The organism is Peptococcus simiae (genome assembly GCF_046569735.1).
In the GTDB taxonomy this organism is placed as follows: Bacteria; Bacillota; Peptococcia; order Peptococcales; family Peptococcaceae; genus Peptococcus; species Peptococcus simiae_A.
On sequence record NZ_JBKICG010000003.1, the window covers coordinates 15021 to 32944 of the forward strand.

The following is a 17924-nucleotide window of genomic DNA, read 5'->3' on the forward strand; positions in this document are numbered from 1 at the left end:
TAGATTCCTCATGCATAAATTTTTTCTATCAACTCAGAATCCAATTCACTTTTCCACTTAGTGTCTTTGCCAAACTTAGTCCAAAGGACTAAGACTACGGGTGACACATACAAAAAGCAGTTATACTTAATAAGATCAAGTGGCTCTACGTCCAAAAATGGAGCAGCGACTTGAGTACTCAAGCTCCATGGAATAAGTACAGCTAATGCTGTACATCCAACACCCAGTGCTCTCATCAAAGCTCTTCTATCTAATCCTTTTTTATCGAATACCGGTTGCATAATACTCCCTGCAAAAGCATACGAAAAATTCATAGATGCTCCAACAACAGTCCCAAACACGCCCATTAGCATACTAGATACAACCAAAGAAAACTTGCTGTTCATTTTGCTGGTAAATGGCTCCACAAAAGAATCTATAATTCCCGCAGCATTCAAAATTCCAAATAACCCGAATGCTAGGAAAAACATAATCGCTGTTGAAGCCATCCCCATAACACCGCCACGATTGAGCAACGTATTTACAAATTCTTCACCCGTATCAATTGAAAATCCTTTCCAAAAAAATGTAATTGTATCCAATGCAGTCTGCTTTTGATAAACGATAGCTACAATACCGCCAGAAACTGCTCCACATAACAATGACGGAATAGAAGGAATTTTCATAACGAGCATCGTGATGACTATAATTGCCGGTATGAGTGGAATAAACGACATATTATAGTTACCGTCTATAGCACCTGCAATTTTATTAATCATAGAATTATCTACTGCTCCTCCAGCATATTGAAGCCCAAAGAAATAGTACATAATACAGCATATCATCGCTGAAGGAACTGTTACTCTGGCCTGATAAGCAATACCTGCAAACAAGTCAACACCAGATACAGCAGCAGCCAAATTTGGGCTATCAGATGCAGGAGAAATTGTATCGCCAAAGAAAGCGCCGGAACAGACTGCACCAGCAGTTAAAACCGGATCAACACCTAGGCTGAGTCCTATTGCCGAAAGTGCAACACCTGCCGTCCCAAAAGTTCCCCAAGAGGTTCCTGTGGCAAGTGCAGTTACAAGACAAAGCGTAAAAGCTGATATTGGGAAAATATTTGGCGAAATTGTTTTTACGCCAAAACTAATAATCATTGGTACTGTACCTGCAGCATTCCATGTTCCAACTAGAGCACCAACACTGAGAATTATCATTGCCGGCACTACGGCCTTCTTACAGTTATCAGCAATCCCATTCTGCAGTTCCTTATATGATGTCCCTGTGCCTAGTCCAAAAGCTACAGCAATCAACCAAGCTATAAAAAACAAAGCATTAATTGATGCACCTAAACCAAGCGCAAGAATCATAATAAAGCCAAAAGTTACAACCATCGTCAGAAGTGAGTATTTGAAACTTGGTTTTTTTCTTTCCTTTTTTTTCAATATTTTCATAACATTTACCTCCCTCTAAGTGATTTGCCAAGTGTTTACCAACTTCCATATGGGTTTTGCAGATTATTAATAATCTCTTTTGTATGATAATACCGATTATTCTCAAAATTCGGAAGATAGTTTTTTTGATACCCTTATCAGAGAAGCTAATATTGATGACAATATAAAAAAAGGTTTGCTATACTTGACTATTGGCCTTAAAATATTACAAAAGATGCACCATACCATATTCTCTTAGAATCTTATTTAATTACTCTTTTTTTAATTTTCACCTCTTGTTGGCTGTATTTTTTCCTATACTGTTTTTCTATATTAGGTAGATTGGAGGAGATAATATGGATGATAGGAAATTGCACAGTCTACTCATTATCCTTAAATATGGAAGTATGAGTGCAGCAGCCGAAGAACTTAATTGTACACAGTCCGCTGTAACACAAATGATGAACAGTTTAGAAAACGAATTAGGCTTTGAAGTACTAAAAAGAACGAATCGCGGTATAGTACTGACGAAATCTGGCGAAATGATAATGCCTTTTATTGAAGAAGCAAGTTCCGCTCTTTCTGCTTTATTAAAAGAAGCTCATAAAATTTCATCAGACAGTATTCCAGTTATCAGAATAGGAACCCATGCAAGTATAAGCCATGCATTTATGTTTGATTTAATCAGCTCCTACCAGGAAATTCACCCCTATGTAAAATTCGAAATTAATATTGGATCCACATCATTAGGGACAGATCTTAAAAATAATATTATCGATATGAGTATAGGGAACGCCTTGTATTTTGAAGAATTTAACTCTACCCCCATTTTAGAAGATAATATTTTTGCCGTAATTCCAGATTCTTTTGAAACGACAAGAGAAAAATATATCACAAGAGAAGAACTAAACAAATTTTGTATATTGCGGTCACCAATTAACCCTGTATTTAATAATAATTACCAAGGAAATATCTTTAATGCCACTTACGAGAATGAAATAATTATCAATTCAGAAGATGATAGTTTTATCCTGGAGATGGTGTCTGCCGGAAAGGGAGTAACGATTCTTCCCGCACTTAGTCTTCATAATCCACCCGCAGGCGTGCATCTCAAAAAATTAATCCCTCCCATAAAACGCAAAATTGTTATCGCACTACCAAAGAAACCATCCTCAGATACCCAAAACTTTGCAAATTACACAATCAAATTTTTTAACAATTTGAACTCTAAAGAAAAACGCTCTGATTATTCTATGACTAACTAATAAAGCATTTATTTCTCAAATCCAATCTTTACAAACCCATTTATTTTTGCTTGCAATACTGTGGTAGCATCATATTAGTTTCAAGTAGCCATTCCTCATAAAACAAAAGTTTTCAACCTAAATTGTCTGAACAAGGATCTAGGTTCAAATATACATCATATCATCTTGGCATTCCTAAAGGTACTGTACGACAATGGTACTATATCAACCCAGAACGAGTGTTAGAGATGGCGGAAAGCAAAACTATGACCTAAATGCCAAAACAGCCATAGAAAAAAGTATGAGTGACTCAGAAACATGAACTAACCCCCTAAAGTTGGACCACAAAGTCCAACTTTAGGGGGTCACTCTATTCTGACACAGACCTTTTTTAACGTTTTATACAGGAAAGGCACTTATTTTTCAACTGAACGATGGGCCCTAGGACCCGGTCAATGACCGTCGGCGCCGGTTGGAGGCTTTCTTCTTTAGTCGGCTTGCGGCCAACGTAAATCGTCGTGGCTCCAAAGCCGCAGGACCGGGTGTGGACATCCACCAAGCCGGCTTCCTTGTAATAGCGGCAAATGGTCCGGCGGTTGGGGAAGGTCCGGAGGGATTCGGCCAACCAGGCGTAGGGGCTATACTGGTCCCCGACCAGCCGGCGGCTGACTAACCGGTCCCCCAACCAAGGAACCACCTTGTAATAATAAAAGTTAAAAAATAGCCGGGCCGGCGGGAAGAGGGGCCGGCTCACTTCAATGCAGACCACCTTGCCGCCAGGGCGGACTGCCCGGGCCATTTCCTGGATGGCCCGGGGAATATCCGTCACATTCCGCAGGGCGTAGCCGCAGGTGGCTGCGTCAAAAGAGCCGGTGGATACTGGCAAATTGAGGGCATCCCCTTCTTTAAAGCTGATGTTTTCAACCTGGCGCTGGGCCTTTTTTTCTTTGGCCGCTGCCAGCATTTCCCGGGAGAGGTCGACGCCGACGCTTTCCCCGTAGGGGCCGGCCAGCTTGGCCATTTGGAAGGCCATTTCGCCTGTTCCGCAGCACACATCCAGGCCGCGGCCAGCTAAGGGCAGGTCCGTATAACGCATGACCCGCCGCTGCCACATGGGTAGCATGCCCCAGGTCATGAGCATATTCATCCGGTCATAGTCACCGGCAATGGTATCGAATACTTGGTTCACAAAGGATGCCTTTTCTGCACCGTTCACAATAAGCCTCCTTCCTCATTGAGAATAAACTGGTGGGTTTGGATGTCTACCGCCTGACCGGCCCCATTTAAGCCCACCTCTGTCGCATGAAAGACCCCGGGCCAAGCCGGGGCCTGTCGGTAGCGGCTGGGCCGCTGGGTGGTAAACCGGGCCTTAGCCAGGTCAATATCCAGACCAATGACGCTTTCATAGGGGCCGGTCATTCCCACATCTGTCTGGTAGGCGGTGCCGGCCGGCAAGAGCCGGGCATCTGCTGTGGGCACATGGGTATGGGTACCTAGGACGGCACTCACCTGACCGTCCAGAAAATAGCCCAGGGTCACCTTTTCGCTCGTGGCCTCGGCATGGATATCCACCACAATGTGGCGGATGCCCTCGGCCTTGATTTCCGCCAGGACCCCTTCAATGCCTAAAAAAGGAGAAGGCAGGGCTGAGCAGAGGGCATTGCCCATGGCCGCCAGGACCGCCACCTGGTGCTTGCCTGTATCGACTAGGCACCAGCCCCTTCCGGGTGTACCCGGCGGATAGTTGAAGGGGCGGACCAGGCGGCCGGCATCGTCGATATAATTATAAATATCACGGTTGTCCCAGGCGTGGTTGCCCAAGGTGACCACATCCACCCCAATGGCTAGCAGGGCCCGGTATTCTGATTCCGCCAAACCGTTCCTGACGGATACATTCTCCCCATTGGCAATGACCAGGTCAAAGGCGGCCTCTCGCCGTAACCGGCGCAGAGCCATCTCTGCCAGGTCGATGGATGCCGGCCCTACCATATCTCCTATAAATAACAGCCTCACCGGGCGCCTCCTTATAAATCTGCCAACAAAAAAACGCACCCACATCCATACGGCGAGTGCGTCGACGTTAGGAAACGACAGGATTCGAACCTGCACCCTAGGTGCCACAACCTAGCGTGATACCATTTCACCACATTTCCTTTCGACTTACCAATATTATAGCAGTATCTTTCACTAATGGCAATATTATAAAATAAAATGAATATTTAAAAAGTGACCAGGCTCCGCACCTTATAGTCCCTTAAAAGGTCTCGGCCATTCAGGTAGGTCAGCTCAGATACAAATAAAAAAGAGGATACCACCCCACCCAATTCTTCAACCATCTGGGCCGTGGCCTTGGCGGTACCCCCGGTTGCGATGAGGTCATCTACAATTAAAACCTTGGCCCCGGACGGAAAGGCATCGGCGTGCATTTCAATCGTTGCTTCTCCATACTCCAGGGTATAGGTGGCTGACACCGTTTCCCGGGGCAACTTACCTGCCTTTCGGACCGGCACAAAGGGCTTACCTAACTCGTAGGCCAGGACTGGGGCAAACATAAAGCCACGGGCCTCAATCCCAATAATCACATCAATGGCTTCGCCTTCAATGGCCTTGAGCATTTCATCAATGGCCAGCTTAAAGCCGTCAGCATCCCCTAAAACAGAGGTAATATCACGGAATAAGATGCCTTCCGCCGGGAAATCTTCAATGGTGGTGTAGTATGATTCAAGGGTTCTTTTCACAGGACCACTCCTCTCTGCCCCCATCATATCAAATGACAAAAGCCCCTGCAACGGCCAGTCTGGGCATAAAAAAAGCCTTACCGCCAGCAGGCAATAAGGCAGAACGTGACTCAGTGCTCACTTGAACCCTCAAGTGCTCCCATGCACCAATTCACGAGAGGGGGTATCTTCATCTGCGGTCTTAGATAAGGGTCACTTGCCGTCCGCAGGCCGGTAAGTATAAGTTGAGCAGGTCCTGGCTGGCTATTTTCAAATAGCCGGTCGGAGTTCCATCTGTACAGCCCAAGCTGGGGGCAGCCAGGCAGGCTTGGTCAATGACCAGCTGGACTTCCCTGGCAGCGGGCCAGACCGCACTTAAAATGGTGGTCCCGCCAATTTCCGTCCCCAGGAGGGCCTGGAGGGCACTGGCCTTGGCAAACTGGGCCCGGGATACACCCAGGGCCTGGCTAAAGGCCGAAGCCTTGTAGGGGGCCTCACCCGGCAGCACGTAAAGGTAGTAGGCCGTCTCTTGCCGGTTGGCCAGGAGGAGGGTCTTGACGACCTTCGTGGCCAGGCGGTCTTCAATGACAGTGCAGTCCTCCATCCGAATGGCCGCTTCACAGGCCACCCGCTGGTAGGGCATCTCCAGCTCCTCTAAGAGGGCGTAAATCCGCTTTTGAACCAGCGTTAAAGGGCCGGCGGGTGGGGTGGTGACAGGATTGCTGACAAGCATACCGCATGCTCCTTTCCCCTTGTCTTCTTGCTGTATTTACTTTATCATAAATGGGTGCATTAAGAAAACGAATGTTTAGCATTGCTACTATGCATTTTTATCATGAGGTGCTGGTAATGGATAAAAACTTATCGAAATACATGGCCCTGCTGAAGACCGTAGACACCGGGAGCTTTACCCGGGCAGCAGATGCCTTAAATTACTCCCAATCCGGCATTAGCCGGATGATTGCCGACCTGGAGAAGGAATGGCAGGTCTCCCTCTTGGACCGGACCACCCTCCCCTTATCCCTGACCCCTGAGGGCCAGCAACTCCTGCCCTATATCAAGGCCCTCATGGCAGATTATGATGACTTGCAGGATGAAGTCCAACGCCTGCATGGGGTCGAAAGTGGCCATATCCGGATTGGCACCTTTACCAGTGTGGCCATCCACTGGCTCCCGGCCCTGATCCAGCGTTTTCAGGCCGACTACCCGGGCATTGACTATGAAATCATGCTGGGTGACTACCCGGAAGTGGAGCAGTGGCTCAATGAGGGCAGCGTTGACTGTGGCTTTTTACGCCTGCCCTATGAGGGCAATTTCGACTATATCCCCCTCGGCCACGACCACCTCATCGCCATCCTGCCGCCGGACCACCCCTTGGCCAGCTGTGAAAGGGTTTCCTTAAAGGCCATGAGTGAGGAACCCCTCCTCCTCTGGGAAAAGGAAGGCAAAACCTCCGAGGTAACCGTCCTTTTTGAGGCCAATGGACTCACGCCGAATGTCCGCTTCACCACCTATGATGACTATGTCATTATGGCCATGGTTGAAAGCGGCATCGGGGTTTCTATTGTGCCCCAGCTGGTCTTGGAGCGGTCCCCCTACCGGCTGGTGGCCCGGGACCTGGACACCACCCTAACCCGGCAAATTGTCCTGGCCACCAAGGCCAGCCGGCGCCAATCTCCGGCTGTAGAGCGCTTTATCAGCTACCTACAAGCTGCCCAGGAAGGCCTCGGCGAAGAGACCCCAACCGCCAAGCCATAATTGCAAAAGCCTCAGCCGTCTACTATAATAACCAGGAGATAGAATGCCTCACGTTGAAAGGATGAAGTATAGATGAAACTAGGGATTGTCGGTCTGCCGAACGTCGGCAAGAGTACCCTCTTTAATTCGCTAACCAAGGCCGGCGCAGAATCGGCCAATTACCCCTTTTGCACCATTGACCCCAATGTTGGGATTGTTACCGTACCGGATGAACGGTTAGATAAGCTATCCGCCATTAGTGGGAGCCAAAAAATCCTGCCGGCAGTCATTGAATTTGTGGATATTGCCGGGCTGGTCAAGGGCGCCAGCAAGGGCGAAGGCCTGGGCAACCAGTTCCTTTCCCACATTCGTGAGGTAGATGCCATCGTCCACGTTGTCCGCTGCTTTGACGATAGCAACATCATCCATGTAGATGGCGATATTAATCCCGTCCGGGATATTGAAACCATCAACCTGGAACTGATTTTTGCCGATATGGAGGCTGTTGACCGCCGGCTCCAGCGGACGGCTAAGGGGCAAAAGACCCAGGACAAGGACCTCATTGCTGAAGACGGCTGCCTAAAGGCCCTCTATGGCCACTTAGAAGCCGGCCAAAGTGCCCGCAGCTTTGAACCGGATAACCCGGACCACCAGGTCTTTATTGACCGGCTCAACCTTTTAACCGCCAAGCCCGTCCTCTACGCAGCCAACGTCGCCGAAGATGACTTGGCTGAGGAAAATGCCTACGTAGCTGCTGTCCGCGACCACGCTGCCCAGGAGGGGTCTGAAGTCTTCGTCGTATCCGCCTCTGTAGAACAGGAAATCGCCGAGCTGGACGATGATGAACGCCAGGAATTTTTAGACGACCTGGGCATTTCCTCCGGCGGCCTGGACCGGCTCATCGCCGCCAGCTACAAATTACTCGGCCTGATCAGCTACCTGACCACCGGCGAAAAGGAAACCCGCGCCTGGACCATCACCAAGGGCACCAAGGCCCCCGGCGCCGCCGGCAAGATCCACTCCGACTTTGAAAAGGGCTTTATCCGGGCCCAGGTCATCTCCTATGATGACTTTATCCACTACCAGGGTGAGGCCGGGGCCCGGGAAGCCGGTAAGCTCCGCCTGGAAGGCAAGGACTATGTCGTCCAAGACGGCGATGTCATCGAATTTTTATTTAACGTGTAATTTTTGCAGAAGCCGTCCCTAGAGGACGGTTTCTTTACTATCCACCACTTTCTAACCAACCTGACTATTACCAAATAATAATCAGGACACAGGCTCAGGACAATCATGGTATAATAGCTATTATCCCTCAAGGGACCATAACTACCTGCACCCCTCTCTTGCCAATCTAGGAGGCACCTTGTATGGAGTACGCAAAATTATTAAAAAGGCTGATTGATACATCTGACCAAAAGCTGCAAGACATTGCCAACCTTTTATTTTATGATGTTTCTTACATCAGCAAGTGGATTAACGGCAAGTCAATCCCCTCCATCTCCTCCGTTTCCGGCATTCACAATGAGCTGGCCTCCTTGTTTTCCAGCATCCTCTTTGACTCCGATAAAAAGGATACCCTTTCTGTCATCTTAGCCAAAAATGCCAATTGCTCCACCCAATCCATGCTGAATAAATCCCTCTATAACAGCCTTACGGCAGCTTATTTTGAGGCCTACAAAAAATCCAATGTTCCGCCCCTTGAGGCCCCGGAAGACCATCAGGTTATCGTAGGCAAGAAAAAAATAGCCGGCTTTTTATATACCCTTTTTGCTGCAGACCTGGAGCTCGATCACATCGAAATGTACTCTACCCTGCCCACCAACCAATCCATCTCCTTATTGGATTGGTTTGATCAATTATGGCTCTTCGGCCTAAAGGCTCCTATTACCTTAAACTTATTAGTAAATGCCCTCCCCCGGGTCCCTGAACAAGAAGATCTGCTATGCTACATCAAGGCCCTGGGCCTCTTATCTTATTATGACTTAAATATTTTTACCTATACCGATACACCAGCAGGGAGTCCCTACCTCTATGTGAAGAATAAGTTCGTCGTCTTTTTCCAATCCTTTTACGATGGCCAGCCCCTGATGATTACCTTCTCTAAAAATCCGGACTTACTCAAGCACCTGAACCGCAACAATAACCGCCTCTTCAGGTACAGCAGCCCCTTAGTAAAAACCATTGATAACTTCGCCTTTGAAAAGTCCCAATACGAACAAAACCTTGCCGACGATAAAGCTAAAATCTTCACCTCTTATATTGACGGCTGCTTGAGTGACACCCTCCAATTGAAGCAGGTGCTCAGCAAAAATAAGGTCAACCAAAAACAAGCGGCTATCCTGGATAACCTCTTGGCCTTGCAAGGCTATGCCTTTTCCAATAAGCATTATGAGATTACCTTTAATGTCTCATCGCTCTTGGCCTCTATAGAAAGTCGAAAGGTCTCTGTAGGGCCCTACTATCTGACCCTCCCCAAACCGGCCTATAGACGCTACCTAAAATCCCTTAAAGAAAAACTGACCCACTTAGACCACCATACTTATGCGGTAATTGATACCCAGTATATGACCAACTTTAACTGGGACTACTATATGTCCTTTGTCTTGAGAAAAAATAGCTTTATCATGAAAAAACTAGACCCCTTTGATACCACCAGGTTCAAGTACCTGGTTTCCTATGACCCCTCTGTCTGTCGCTTCATCAGCCAGCTTCTAGCTGCCCTACAACAAACAACTTACGTCCGCAATATCTCTATAGAGGATATCAAATCCCTCATCGCCTCTAAACTCCTCGCCTTAGAAATATTGGATAAAACCACTTCTCCTTCCCCCTAACTAAACGCCTGACCAAGCATAAGAATCCCCTATAGCAAACCGGCCCAAGACCAGCTTGGGCCGGTTTGCTATAGGGGATTCTTTTTTCTAAGTGCTATTGAACAAAAAAGGAACGAGACAGCAACCCTGTCCCATTCCTTCTTACACTTGATTATTTTACTTTCTGCCAGGATTCACTTTTTGCTTGGTCAGCCTTGTGGTAGGCATGGCTATTGATGGCTTCTACCATGTCATAGTAGTACCATTGACCTTCCTGCAAATCAGAGAAGGTCTTGACCTTTCCATCCACTTTTGCCAGGCCTTCCTTATCGACCTTCCGGTCGAATACGGCATTCAGGATGCTGGCTGCTTCTGCTCTGCTGATCTTTCGTTCCGGTTTGAAGCTGCCGTCGGGGTAGCCGCTAATCCGGCCATTGGCGTAGGCCTGGGTGATGGCTTGATGGGCCCAGTGGCCTTGGACGTCGGCAAAGGGAAGGTTATCGGTGGTATTTTGCTTGTCAATCTTCTGGATGACTTTGGCAAACTCTGCTCTGGTGATGGGGGCATCAGGCCGGAAGGACCCGTCTTCATACCCAGTCATGAGTCCAGCTTTGACGACTGCGTTGATAACATTGTTGTACCAGCCGTTGGTATCGGCAAATTTTGGTTTGCTGACATCTGATAGGTCATAGCCCATTAGGCGGGCGACCATGGCGGCTGCTTCGGCCCGCTTAATCTTTCCATCGGGCCGGACGGTGCCATCTTCATAGCCAAAGATGTAGGCCTTGTGGTCTTTCAGCTCTTCTACTGTGCCTTTGTCATCTTTGGGGATGATAAAGCTGGAACCACCACCGGGGGTGCCTGGTGATGTGGCTTTTTCACGGATGGTCTGGGCGGGGGTTAGGTTGCCGGTCTTGCCGTCTTTGCTGATAACGACGGAACCATCGTCTTTGACGTCGATGTCGTTATCGGTTAAGCCGAGGTCTTTGTTGGCTTCCTTGATAGCGTCTCTGACTGCTTGTTTTTCTTCGTCTGTTAATGCGGATGGATTCTTGACTTCGGTCTTCGCCGGTTCTTTGACGTCAATTGTCTTGCTGTCGCTAATGGTTTGTTCCGGTTTTAATCCGCCAGTCTTGCCGTCTTTGCTGATAACGACGGAACCATCGTCTTTAACGTCGATATCATTGTCAGTTAAGCCTAGGTCTTTGTTGGCTTCCTTGATAGCGTCTCTGACTGCTTGTTTTTCCTCGTCCGTTAAGGCGGCCGGGTTCTTGACTTCGGTCTTCGCCGGTTCTTTGACGTCTAATACATCTTTAGCTATTACTAACGCAGTGCCAGGAATTTCTAAAGAACTGCCATCAGCAAAGGTTACGGTTGTCGTTCCATCAGCACCTGCGACTGCTCTAAAATCACCAAATTCCTTCACTTGATGCAGGTTCTTTTTAACTAATTTGCCTACAACTTCTAGTTTTTCACTTTCCGTCAAATTAGTTACATCATCAACTGCCGTTTTTTCCGGTAATACGAGCTTAATTCTATCCGCAATTGTTTCTTTCTTTTCGACGGTTTGTTCCGGTTTTAATTCGCCGGTCTTGCCGTCTTTGGTGACGACGGCGGAACCGTCTGCTTTAACGTCGATGTCATTATCGGTTAAGCCTAAATCCTTGTTGGCTTCCTTGATAGCGTCTCTGACGGCTTGTTTTTCCTCGTCCGTTAATGCGGCTGGGTTTTTAACTTCGGTCTTGGCCGGTTCTTTGACGTCAAGCTTCGTGCTTTCCGTGACGGTTTGAGCTGGTGTTAAGTTGCCAGTTTTTCCGTCTTTGGTGACGACGGCGGAACCGTCTGCTTTGACGTCGATATCATTATCGGTTAAGCCTAAATCCTTGTTGGCTTCCTTAATGGCATCTTTGACGGCTTGTTTTTCCTCGTCTGTTAAGGCAGCCGGGTTCTTGACTTCGGTCTTCGCCGGTTCTTTCACGTCAAGAATTTTATCCTTAGCTATTACCAAATCAGTGCCTGGGATAGTCAAAGAGCTTCCATCTGCAAAAGTAACTGTTGCAGTTCCATCCTTTCCTATTGAAACATCAAATTGTTCAAACTCAATTATAAGGTCTCTATTCTTAGTTGAAATTTTTAATGCAACTTGCGATGCTTCTTGGTCACTTACATTGTTTACATCTTTAACAATTGTTTTTTCAGGCAACTGTAATTTTTTTAATCTCTTAACTTTCTCAGCTATCGTTTCCGCTTTTGCTACTGTTGCTCTTCCTTCGTCTGAAGTATTACCAGCCGTATCTTGAGCAACAGCCTTGACCTCTGTATTGTCTTTCACCTTATCTGCTGGAATGGTAACGACACCAGTTTTCGGATCAATGGTTAAATCGGAATCTTTTGGTAAAGTCCAATTGCCTTGATCATCTTTTGTTGCCGCAACAGTACCTTCCGTTCCTGTCACTTCATCAGTATAAGTGATCATCACCACGTCAGTATCCTTGTCAGCAGGTGGTGTTACGGTGACAGAACCGTCGTCATTTGCCACGACTGTAGGTGCAGCTGGTGCAGTGGTATCTTTTTTTACAGTTAAGTCCGTGCCTAACTGTCCTGTATTAGCACCTCTTGTAATGGTCACATTCCCTTTATTGTCTACTGCAATTTGATCATCTTTAAGATCTTTGTTTGCCGCTTTTACTTTTGCTTTAACTGCTTCTTGTTCAGGTCCAGTTAAATTGTCAGGATTTGCGACTTCTACCATTTCCGGGTTTTTAGCATAAATTCTATTAACGATATACGCTTTTTTCCCTTGGACAACTTCTTGTGTGCTTGTTCCTTCATCAAACAAGAAGGTATAGCCATCCGCTTTACTGGGGTTCTCTTTATCATACCCTAATTCAGCTTCTTTGACATTTTGCCCGTCAAGACCTAAGAATTTTGAAGCCAATTGTAACCTGTAGACATTGGTAATTGTTACAGTATTGCCCTCTTCTTTAGTATCTGTACGGACAAGCTCATAACCTTCAAGGTCGGATATGCCATCATTGTCCGGATGATTGCCATCTTTTTCTTTTAATGTGATGACGCCATTTTTAGTTTCTTGAACCCACTTTGTCTTATAGGTTTTTTCACCCGTTTTTTCCTGAACGGTTTGAGCTGGGGTTAAGTTGCCAGTTTTACCGTCTTTGGTAATAACAACGGAACCATCTGCTTTGACGTCGATGTCACCGTCGGTTAAGCCTAAATCCTTGTTGGCTTCCTTAATGGCGTCTTTAACCGCTTGTTTTTCTTCGTCGGTTAATGCAGCCGGGTTCTTGACTTCGGTCTTCGCCGGTTCTTTAACGTCAAGCTTTTTGCTTTCGGTAATGGTTTGTTCCGGTTTTAATTCGCCAGTCTTGCCGTCTTTGGTGACGATGACGGAACCGTCTGCTTTGACGTCGATGTCACCGTCGCTTAAGCCGAGGTCTTTGTTGGCTTTTTTGACTTCTTCCTTAACTTTGGCTTTTTCTTCGTTGGTTAAGGCTTTCGGATTTTTAACTTCGGTTTTGGCCGGTGCTTTGACGTCAAGTTTTTGGCTTTCGGTAACGGTTTGTTCCGGTTTTAATTCGCCGGTCTTGCCGTCTTTGGTGACGACGACAGAACCGTCTGCTTTGACGTCGATGTCACCGTCGGTTAAGCCGAGGTCTTTGTTGGCTTCCTTAATGGCATCTTTAACCGCTTGTTTTTCTTCGTCGGTTAAGGCAGCCGGGTTCTTGACTTCTGTCTTCGCCGGTTCTTTAACGTCAAGCTTTTTGCTTTCGGTAATGGTTTGTTCCGGTTTTAATTCGCCAGTCTTTCCGTCTTTGGTGACGACGACGGAACCGTCTGCTTTGACGTCGATGTCATCGTCGCTTAAGCTGAGGTCTTTGTTGGCTTTTTTGACTTCTTCCTTAACTTTGGCTTTTTCTTCGTTGGTTAAGGCTTTCGGATTTTTAACTTCGGTTTTGGCCGGTTCTTTCACGTCAAGTTTTTGGCTTTCGGTAACGGTTTGTTCCGGTTTTAATTCGCCGGTTTTTCCGTCTTTGGTGACGATGACGGAACCGTCTGCTTTCACGTCGATGTCATCGTCGGTTAAGCCTAGGTCTTTGTTGGCTTCCTTAATGGCATCTTTAACCGCTTGTTTTTCTTCGTCTGTTAAGGCAGCCGGGTTTTTAACTTCGGTCTTCGCTGGTGCTTTGACGTCAAGTTTGGTGTCTTTTTCTACTGCAATCTTCGCTGTGGCCGCTTGTTCAGATTTATCCGGATATACGACGACGACGGGAATGTCTACCGTCTTACCTGCATCAGCATCAACTGGTGTGTAGGTAACAATCCCTGTGTTTTCGTCAATGGTTGCACCTGTTGGTGCACCTTCTCCTAACTTAAAGGTCGTTCCTTGCGGTTTTACAGCATCTCCGCCCTCGGTCTTTTTAAAATTCGGGTAGTTAGATTGTGCCGCTTCCCCTACTTTTACCGGATCTGTGGTAGCGTATTCGGCTTTGTACTTTTCGTTATCCTTTTGAACAACAGGATCGCCCCAAACGGCGTAAACGGTTTTTGCTGCGGTGACATTGTTGAGGATTCCGTCTTCGGGTTGGGTCGCACCTGGTGTGCTTGCCCAACCTTTAAATTCTTTGCCTGCTAGTGTCGGGTTTGCTGGTGGCGTTACACCGTCGGTAATATCATCGGTTTTGGTTTTGTTGCCGTCGTCAAAAGTACCGCCGTTGGCGTCAAAGGTCAGGAGCTTTTCTTCCGACCAAATGGCGTAGACGACTTGGTGGGTCGGTACAGCTGTGGTGGATGTGAATTTTTCAGCTTCCGTCAAGGCATCGTAATCCGCCGCTTTAACCACGGTTTTTCCTAATTTTGTCTTTCCAGCTTCTGTTGCCCAACCTAAGAATGTCTTACCATCTGCTGTTGGTGCTTCAGGGAATTTATCGCCGGTTGCAGTATTTGCCCCTGCCCCTTCAAAGCCGTTCGCTGTATATCCGTCTTCTTCAAAGAATTTTTCGTTGTCGGGGACGACTTTAACCGCTTGTTTTTTGCTATCTGCAAAAGCACCCTCTGTGGTATCAAATAAGACCCTGGTCTTGACTCTGGACTCAATCCAGTCGGAGGGAAGGGCAGAACCGTTAGACGCATTAAAGATAAGCTTCATATCTTTTTTAAGCTCAAATCCGCCTGCCATGCCGCTGCCATCTTTAAACTCGCTGAGCTGTGCCAAGTCGATATCATACAGGTAGGCGTCGTGGTCTGTGCCTTGGACGTTCACCGTCTTGGTGACGTCTTTTCCGACAATTTCACCATTTTTATTGTACTCATTGCTTTCAGCGTCGGCCTTGCCTACATAGGTAATATTTTCCGGATTAATATAGCGCATTCTGACTTTTGCGCCTTCGTATTTTGAGAAGCCGAGAATATGGGCCGTCTTGGTCATAAACTTGGCCCCGTCTGTTTCTACGCGGGGATCTTTATACCAATCGTCGGTGCCATCGGCGTAATCGTTGGTGTAAATGTCTTGGTAGGGAACATAAGTCGATTTTTCAATCCCAATTTGAGACAAATCTTCTGTATGATCGACCCATGCCATACCGGTATAGTTTTCGTCCAGTTTCTTTAATTCCTTATACTTAAACGATGACGTCAAATCTTCTTGTTTGACGCCATTTTCATCATAGGCCTCGACGATAATATCCGTACCGGGTTGTAATTTTTTCGTATTGATCCAGAAATTCCCACCAGTTGATGTGATTGATTTATTGGGTACTCCCGTCATTACTCCATCTTTGTCACTATAACTCCACATTGCTTTCGGTGTGAAGTCTAGTTCTGAAGGCGTACCATTGGCGAGGGTATATTTTAGCTTAAAGCTACCTTTTTGACCTGCTTTATAAAGGTGCATATTGATATTTCTATCTTTTTCAAGCTTTAAGGTCGCCGCACCACCATTTAATTTAGACCCATTCTTCATTTCCATAAAGTTTAAAGGTCCTTGGTGATTTTCTGAATCTGGAATATAAATTCTTAATTTTTCGCCATTAGAAATCTTAGCACCTTCGCGTAAGCTAAATTCAAATACGCCATCAGCTAGTTTGGTAATTCTTTCAAATCCAGCGTCAGAACCTTTGTAACCTGCGTAATATCCTTGGAAACGTCTAAGAAGGGCTTCTTCCGGATTGCCTGCTTGAATCATAATTTGATTGCTTTCAGGTTGTTGTGTTGTATCCACAATGTAGGATTCCCCTGCCGGAACGACATAATCATTATCATAGTCTTTTTCGAAGATGCTCCAACCCTTAGGATTGGTTTCTACCCAGCCGGTCATGGTCGAGAAGTTGACCTTTGTCGTCCCCGTGGTTTGAAAAGTTTCTTGGAATTTTTCCTTATCGACGACGTAGTCGATGGCAGTGAAATAAAAACCATCTAAGCTAATTTTTTTATTCATCTTATCGACAGAAACGACTTTAACGCCATCTTTGGTAAAGTTCGATTCGCCGATAACAATGTAGGCGAGCTTCTTATCCGGAGAATAGTTGATGTCATCTCTCTTAATAGGCACGCGAACGTCCTTGTCGTACTCTGTTCTATCGGACTTTAATAAGTTGGTATAGGCAATATTACCTTGGGGATCTTCTTTAAAGTACTGAACAAATCTAGCGTCAAAGACTTGGGCAAATCCCGTCGGTTTGCCATCGGTTGTATTCCCAGGTGCAGATCCACGCTCCCCTTGGTATTGGGTTCTAACAAGACCTAAGTTCGAAGAATCCACATAGCCGTCTGGGTTAGCGATAAATTCAGACAGGAAGGACCGTTGCACGGCGAGATAATCCCCTGTCTTTTGCATGGGGCCCTTTTTAAATAGGGTGTCGATCTTATCTTCTAAAGAGACCGATGTGGTTCTCGTATAAGTCGAATAGTCGAGAGAGGATTTCCCCGGCGCAAAGGCGTAAATCCGTTGGTTTTTTGCATCGACTAACCGCATTTGAATGAGATAGTTCTTTTTAGCCAGGGTATTTAAGTTTACATTTTCTTTTAACACAAGGTTAATGGGCAAATTGTTCTTATTTTGCGTTCTAGTTGCAATCATCTCTGCAACAGACAACAATTTTTCATTCTTGCCAGGAGCTGTTGTAAACTTATATGCTACACCTTTTTCGGTAATACCTTTAGATTTTTCCCAGTCGATGGCGTTGTATAAGTCATCGTCAAATCTAAAGAGGGCTTGTTTCCAAACAGCTGAAACCGCCGCAGATTTCTCCATATAAGATAGTCTTAAGTTTGTTCTGCCTTCTTCGTCTACAAAAGTGCCTTCATAGGTGAAGTCCACGATTTCGATGGGGTCCGAGGTGGTGACTCTAACGAGTTTTTGCTTTGGATTGGCTTGGCTGATACCCCAATAGTTCACGTCGTTTTCAGACATTTCGTCTTTATCCCAATTAAGAACATTAACTATATTAGCCGGGTAAGCCAGACTGGTATTAGCCGGCGCTAAATTCACCCCATTCCCTGCACCTAAAATTACAGGAGCGGGATCCTTAGCCCATACAGCTGCATCGCTAAAAATCGGTCCCGAAATAAGTGCTGCCGCTAAAGAAATGGTCACCGTCTTCCGGACTATCCCCTTCGTATTTCCTTTCTTATCTGCCATTTTTTCCTCCTAAAATCATCCAGCACAACAAGGCAATCATACCTAAGCAGGTTACAGATGTTGCTAATCATTCCTATTAGATATGGTAAGCATTTTACTACAAAAATATTCATTAAAGTAAAAGCGCTCTCGTTTTTCAATATTATTGTTTTACTTTTTACAGAAGCGAAAAAATACCTCTTTAAGATAAGCTTTTCTTTCCATATTCCTGATGGATACATCCATAAATAATACTTGAATTTCAAGATTCTATTTCAAGTGATTAAGGTCTATCTCCAGGATGTCTGGCTTACTGCCATTTGCCTACTTGCTCGGAAAAACAAAAAGGCAACCCGATAAAA

10 protein-coding genes and 1 tRNA gene are annotated in these 17924 nt (G+C 46.2%); 4 read left to right on the plus strand and 7 right to left on the minus strand.

Features of this window, described 5'->3' with window-relative positions:
* Positions 1 to 8: 8 nt before the first annotated feature.
* Positions 9 to 1436: a Na+/H+ antiporter NhaC family protein gene (locus ACLGL1_RS01815; protein ID WP_411007086.1), complete on the minus strand. Its 1428-nt coding sequence runs from the start codon at positions 1434 to 1436 to the stop codon at positions 9 to 11.
* 335 nt (positions 1437 to 1771) lie between these two features.
* Between ACLGL1_RS01815 and ACLGL1_RS01820 the strand changes: the two genes are divergently transcribed.
* Positions 1772 to 2680: a LysR family transcriptional regulator gene (locus tag ACLGL1_RS01820; RefSeq protein ID WP_411007087.1), complete on the plus strand. Its 909-nt coding sequence runs from the start codon at positions 1772 to 1774 to the stop codon at positions 2678 to 2680.
* 370 nt (positions 2681 to 3050) lie between these two features.
* Here ACLGL1_RS01820 and ACLGL1_RS01825 read toward each other — a convergent pair whose 3' ends face one another.
* The 5 genes from ACLGL1_RS01825 to ACLGL1_RS01845 all read right to left on the minus strand — a co-directional run bounded on the left by ACLGL1_RS01825 (position 3051) and on the right by ACLGL1_RS01845 (position 6109).
* Positions 3051 to 3875 (minus strand): ubiquinone/menaquinone biosynthesis methyltransferase, encoded by an 825-nt coding sequence (locus ACLGL1_RS01825; RefSeq protein ID WP_411007088.1) that lies wholly within the window; start codon positions 3873 to 3875, stop codon positions 3051 to 3053.
* Entirely contained in the window at positions 3872 to 4672 is an 801-nt protein-coding gene (locus ACLGL1_RS01830; protein WP_411007089.1) for a YmdB family metallophosphoesterase, read from the minus strand. The genes ACLGL1_RS01825 and ACLGL1_RS01830 overlap by 4 nt, the downstream gene beginning before the upstream one ends.
* A gap of 69 nt (positions 4673 to 4741) precedes the next feature.
* A tRNA-His gene (locus tag ACLGL1_RS01835) sits at positions 4742 to 4812 on the minus strand.
* A 66-nt stretch (positions 4813 to 4878) separates the two neighbouring features.
* Complete coding sequence (locus ACLGL1_RS01840) at positions 4879 to 5421, minus strand: adenine phosphoribosyltransferase (RefSeq protein WP_411007185.1); 543 nt, start codon at positions 5419 to 5421, stop codon at positions 4879 to 4881.
* 157 nt (positions 5422 to 5578) lie between these two features.
* On the minus strand, positions 5579 to 6109 hold the full coding sequence (locus tag ACLGL1_RS01845; protein ID WP_411007090.1) for a YbaK/EbsC family protein: 531 nt from the start codon (positions 6107 to 6109) through the stop codon (positions 5579 to 5581).
* Between the two features lie 116 nt (positions 6110 to 6225).
* Between ACLGL1_RS01845 and ACLGL1_RS01850 the strand changes: the two genes are divergently transcribed.
* The 3 genes from ACLGL1_RS01850 (at position 6226) to ACLGL1_RS01860 (ending at position 9947) form a co-directional block, all read left to right on the plus strand.
* On the plus strand, positions 6226 to 7134 hold the full coding sequence (locus tag ACLGL1_RS01850) for a LysR family transcriptional regulator (RefSeq protein ID WP_411007091.1): 909 nt from the start codon (positions 6226 to 6228) through the stop codon (positions 7132 to 7134).
* 72 nt (positions 7135 to 7206) lie between these two features.
* Positions 7207 to 8298 (plus strand): redox-regulated ATPase YchF, encoded by a 1092-nt coding sequence (gene ychF / locus ACLGL1_RS01855; RefSeq protein ID WP_411007092.1) that lies wholly within the window; start codon positions 7207 to 7209, stop codon positions 8296 to 8298.
* A 182-nt stretch (positions 8299 to 8480) separates the two neighbouring features.
* Positions 8481 to 9947, plus strand: coding sequence for a helix-turn-helix domain-containing protein (locus ACLGL1_RS01860; RefSeq protein WP_411007093.1), 1467 nt, complete (start codon positions 8481 to 8483; stop codon positions 9945 to 9947).
* Between the two features lie 151 nt (positions 9948 to 10098).
* On the opposite strand, the gene ACLGL1_RS01865 is transcribed toward ACLGL1_RS01860, so the two are convergent.
* On the minus strand, positions 10099 to 17583 hold the full coding sequence (locus tag ACLGL1_RS01865; protein ID WP_411007094.1) for an S-layer homology domain-containing protein: 7485 nt from the start codon (positions 17581 to 17583) through the stop codon (positions 10099 to 10101).
* Positions 17584 to 17924: the final 341 nt, after the last annotated feature.

Excerpts from the sequence above, each read along its gene's own strand:
- ACLGL1_RS01820 (WP_411007087.1), top strand. The coding sequence starts at position 1,772 with ATGGATGATAGGAAATTGCACAGTCTACTCATTATCCTTAAATATGGA.
- ACLGL1_RS01850 (WP_411007091.1), top strand. The coding sequence starts at position 6,226 with ATGGATAAAAACTTATCGAAATACATGGCCCTGCTGAAGACCGTAGAC.
- ACLGL1_RS01845 (WP_411007090.1), bottom strand. The coding sequence starts at position 6,109 with ATGCTTGTCAGCAATCCTGTCACCACCCCACCCGCCGGCCCTTTAACG.
- ACLGL1_RS01865 (WP_411007094.1), bottom strand. The coding sequence starts at position 17,583 with ATGGCAGATAAGAAAGGAAATACGAAGGGGATAGTCCGGAAGACGGTG.
- ACLGL1_RS01840 (WP_411007185.1), bottom strand. The coding sequence starts at position 5,421 with ATGGGGGCAGAGAGGAGTGGTCCTGTGAAAAGAACCCTTGAATCATAC.
- ychF (WP_411007092.1), top strand. The coding sequence starts at position 7,207 with ATGAAACTAGGGATTGTCGGTCTGCCGAACGTCGGCAAGAGTACCCTC.
- ACLGL1_RS01815 (WP_411007086.1), bottom strand. The coding sequence starts at position 1,436 with ATGAAAATATTGAAAAAAAAGGAAAGAAAAAAACCAAGTTTCAAATAC.
- ACLGL1_RS01860 (WP_411007093.1), top strand. The coding sequence starts at position 8,481 with ATGGAGTACGCAAAATTATTAAAAAGGCTGATTGATACATCTGACCAA.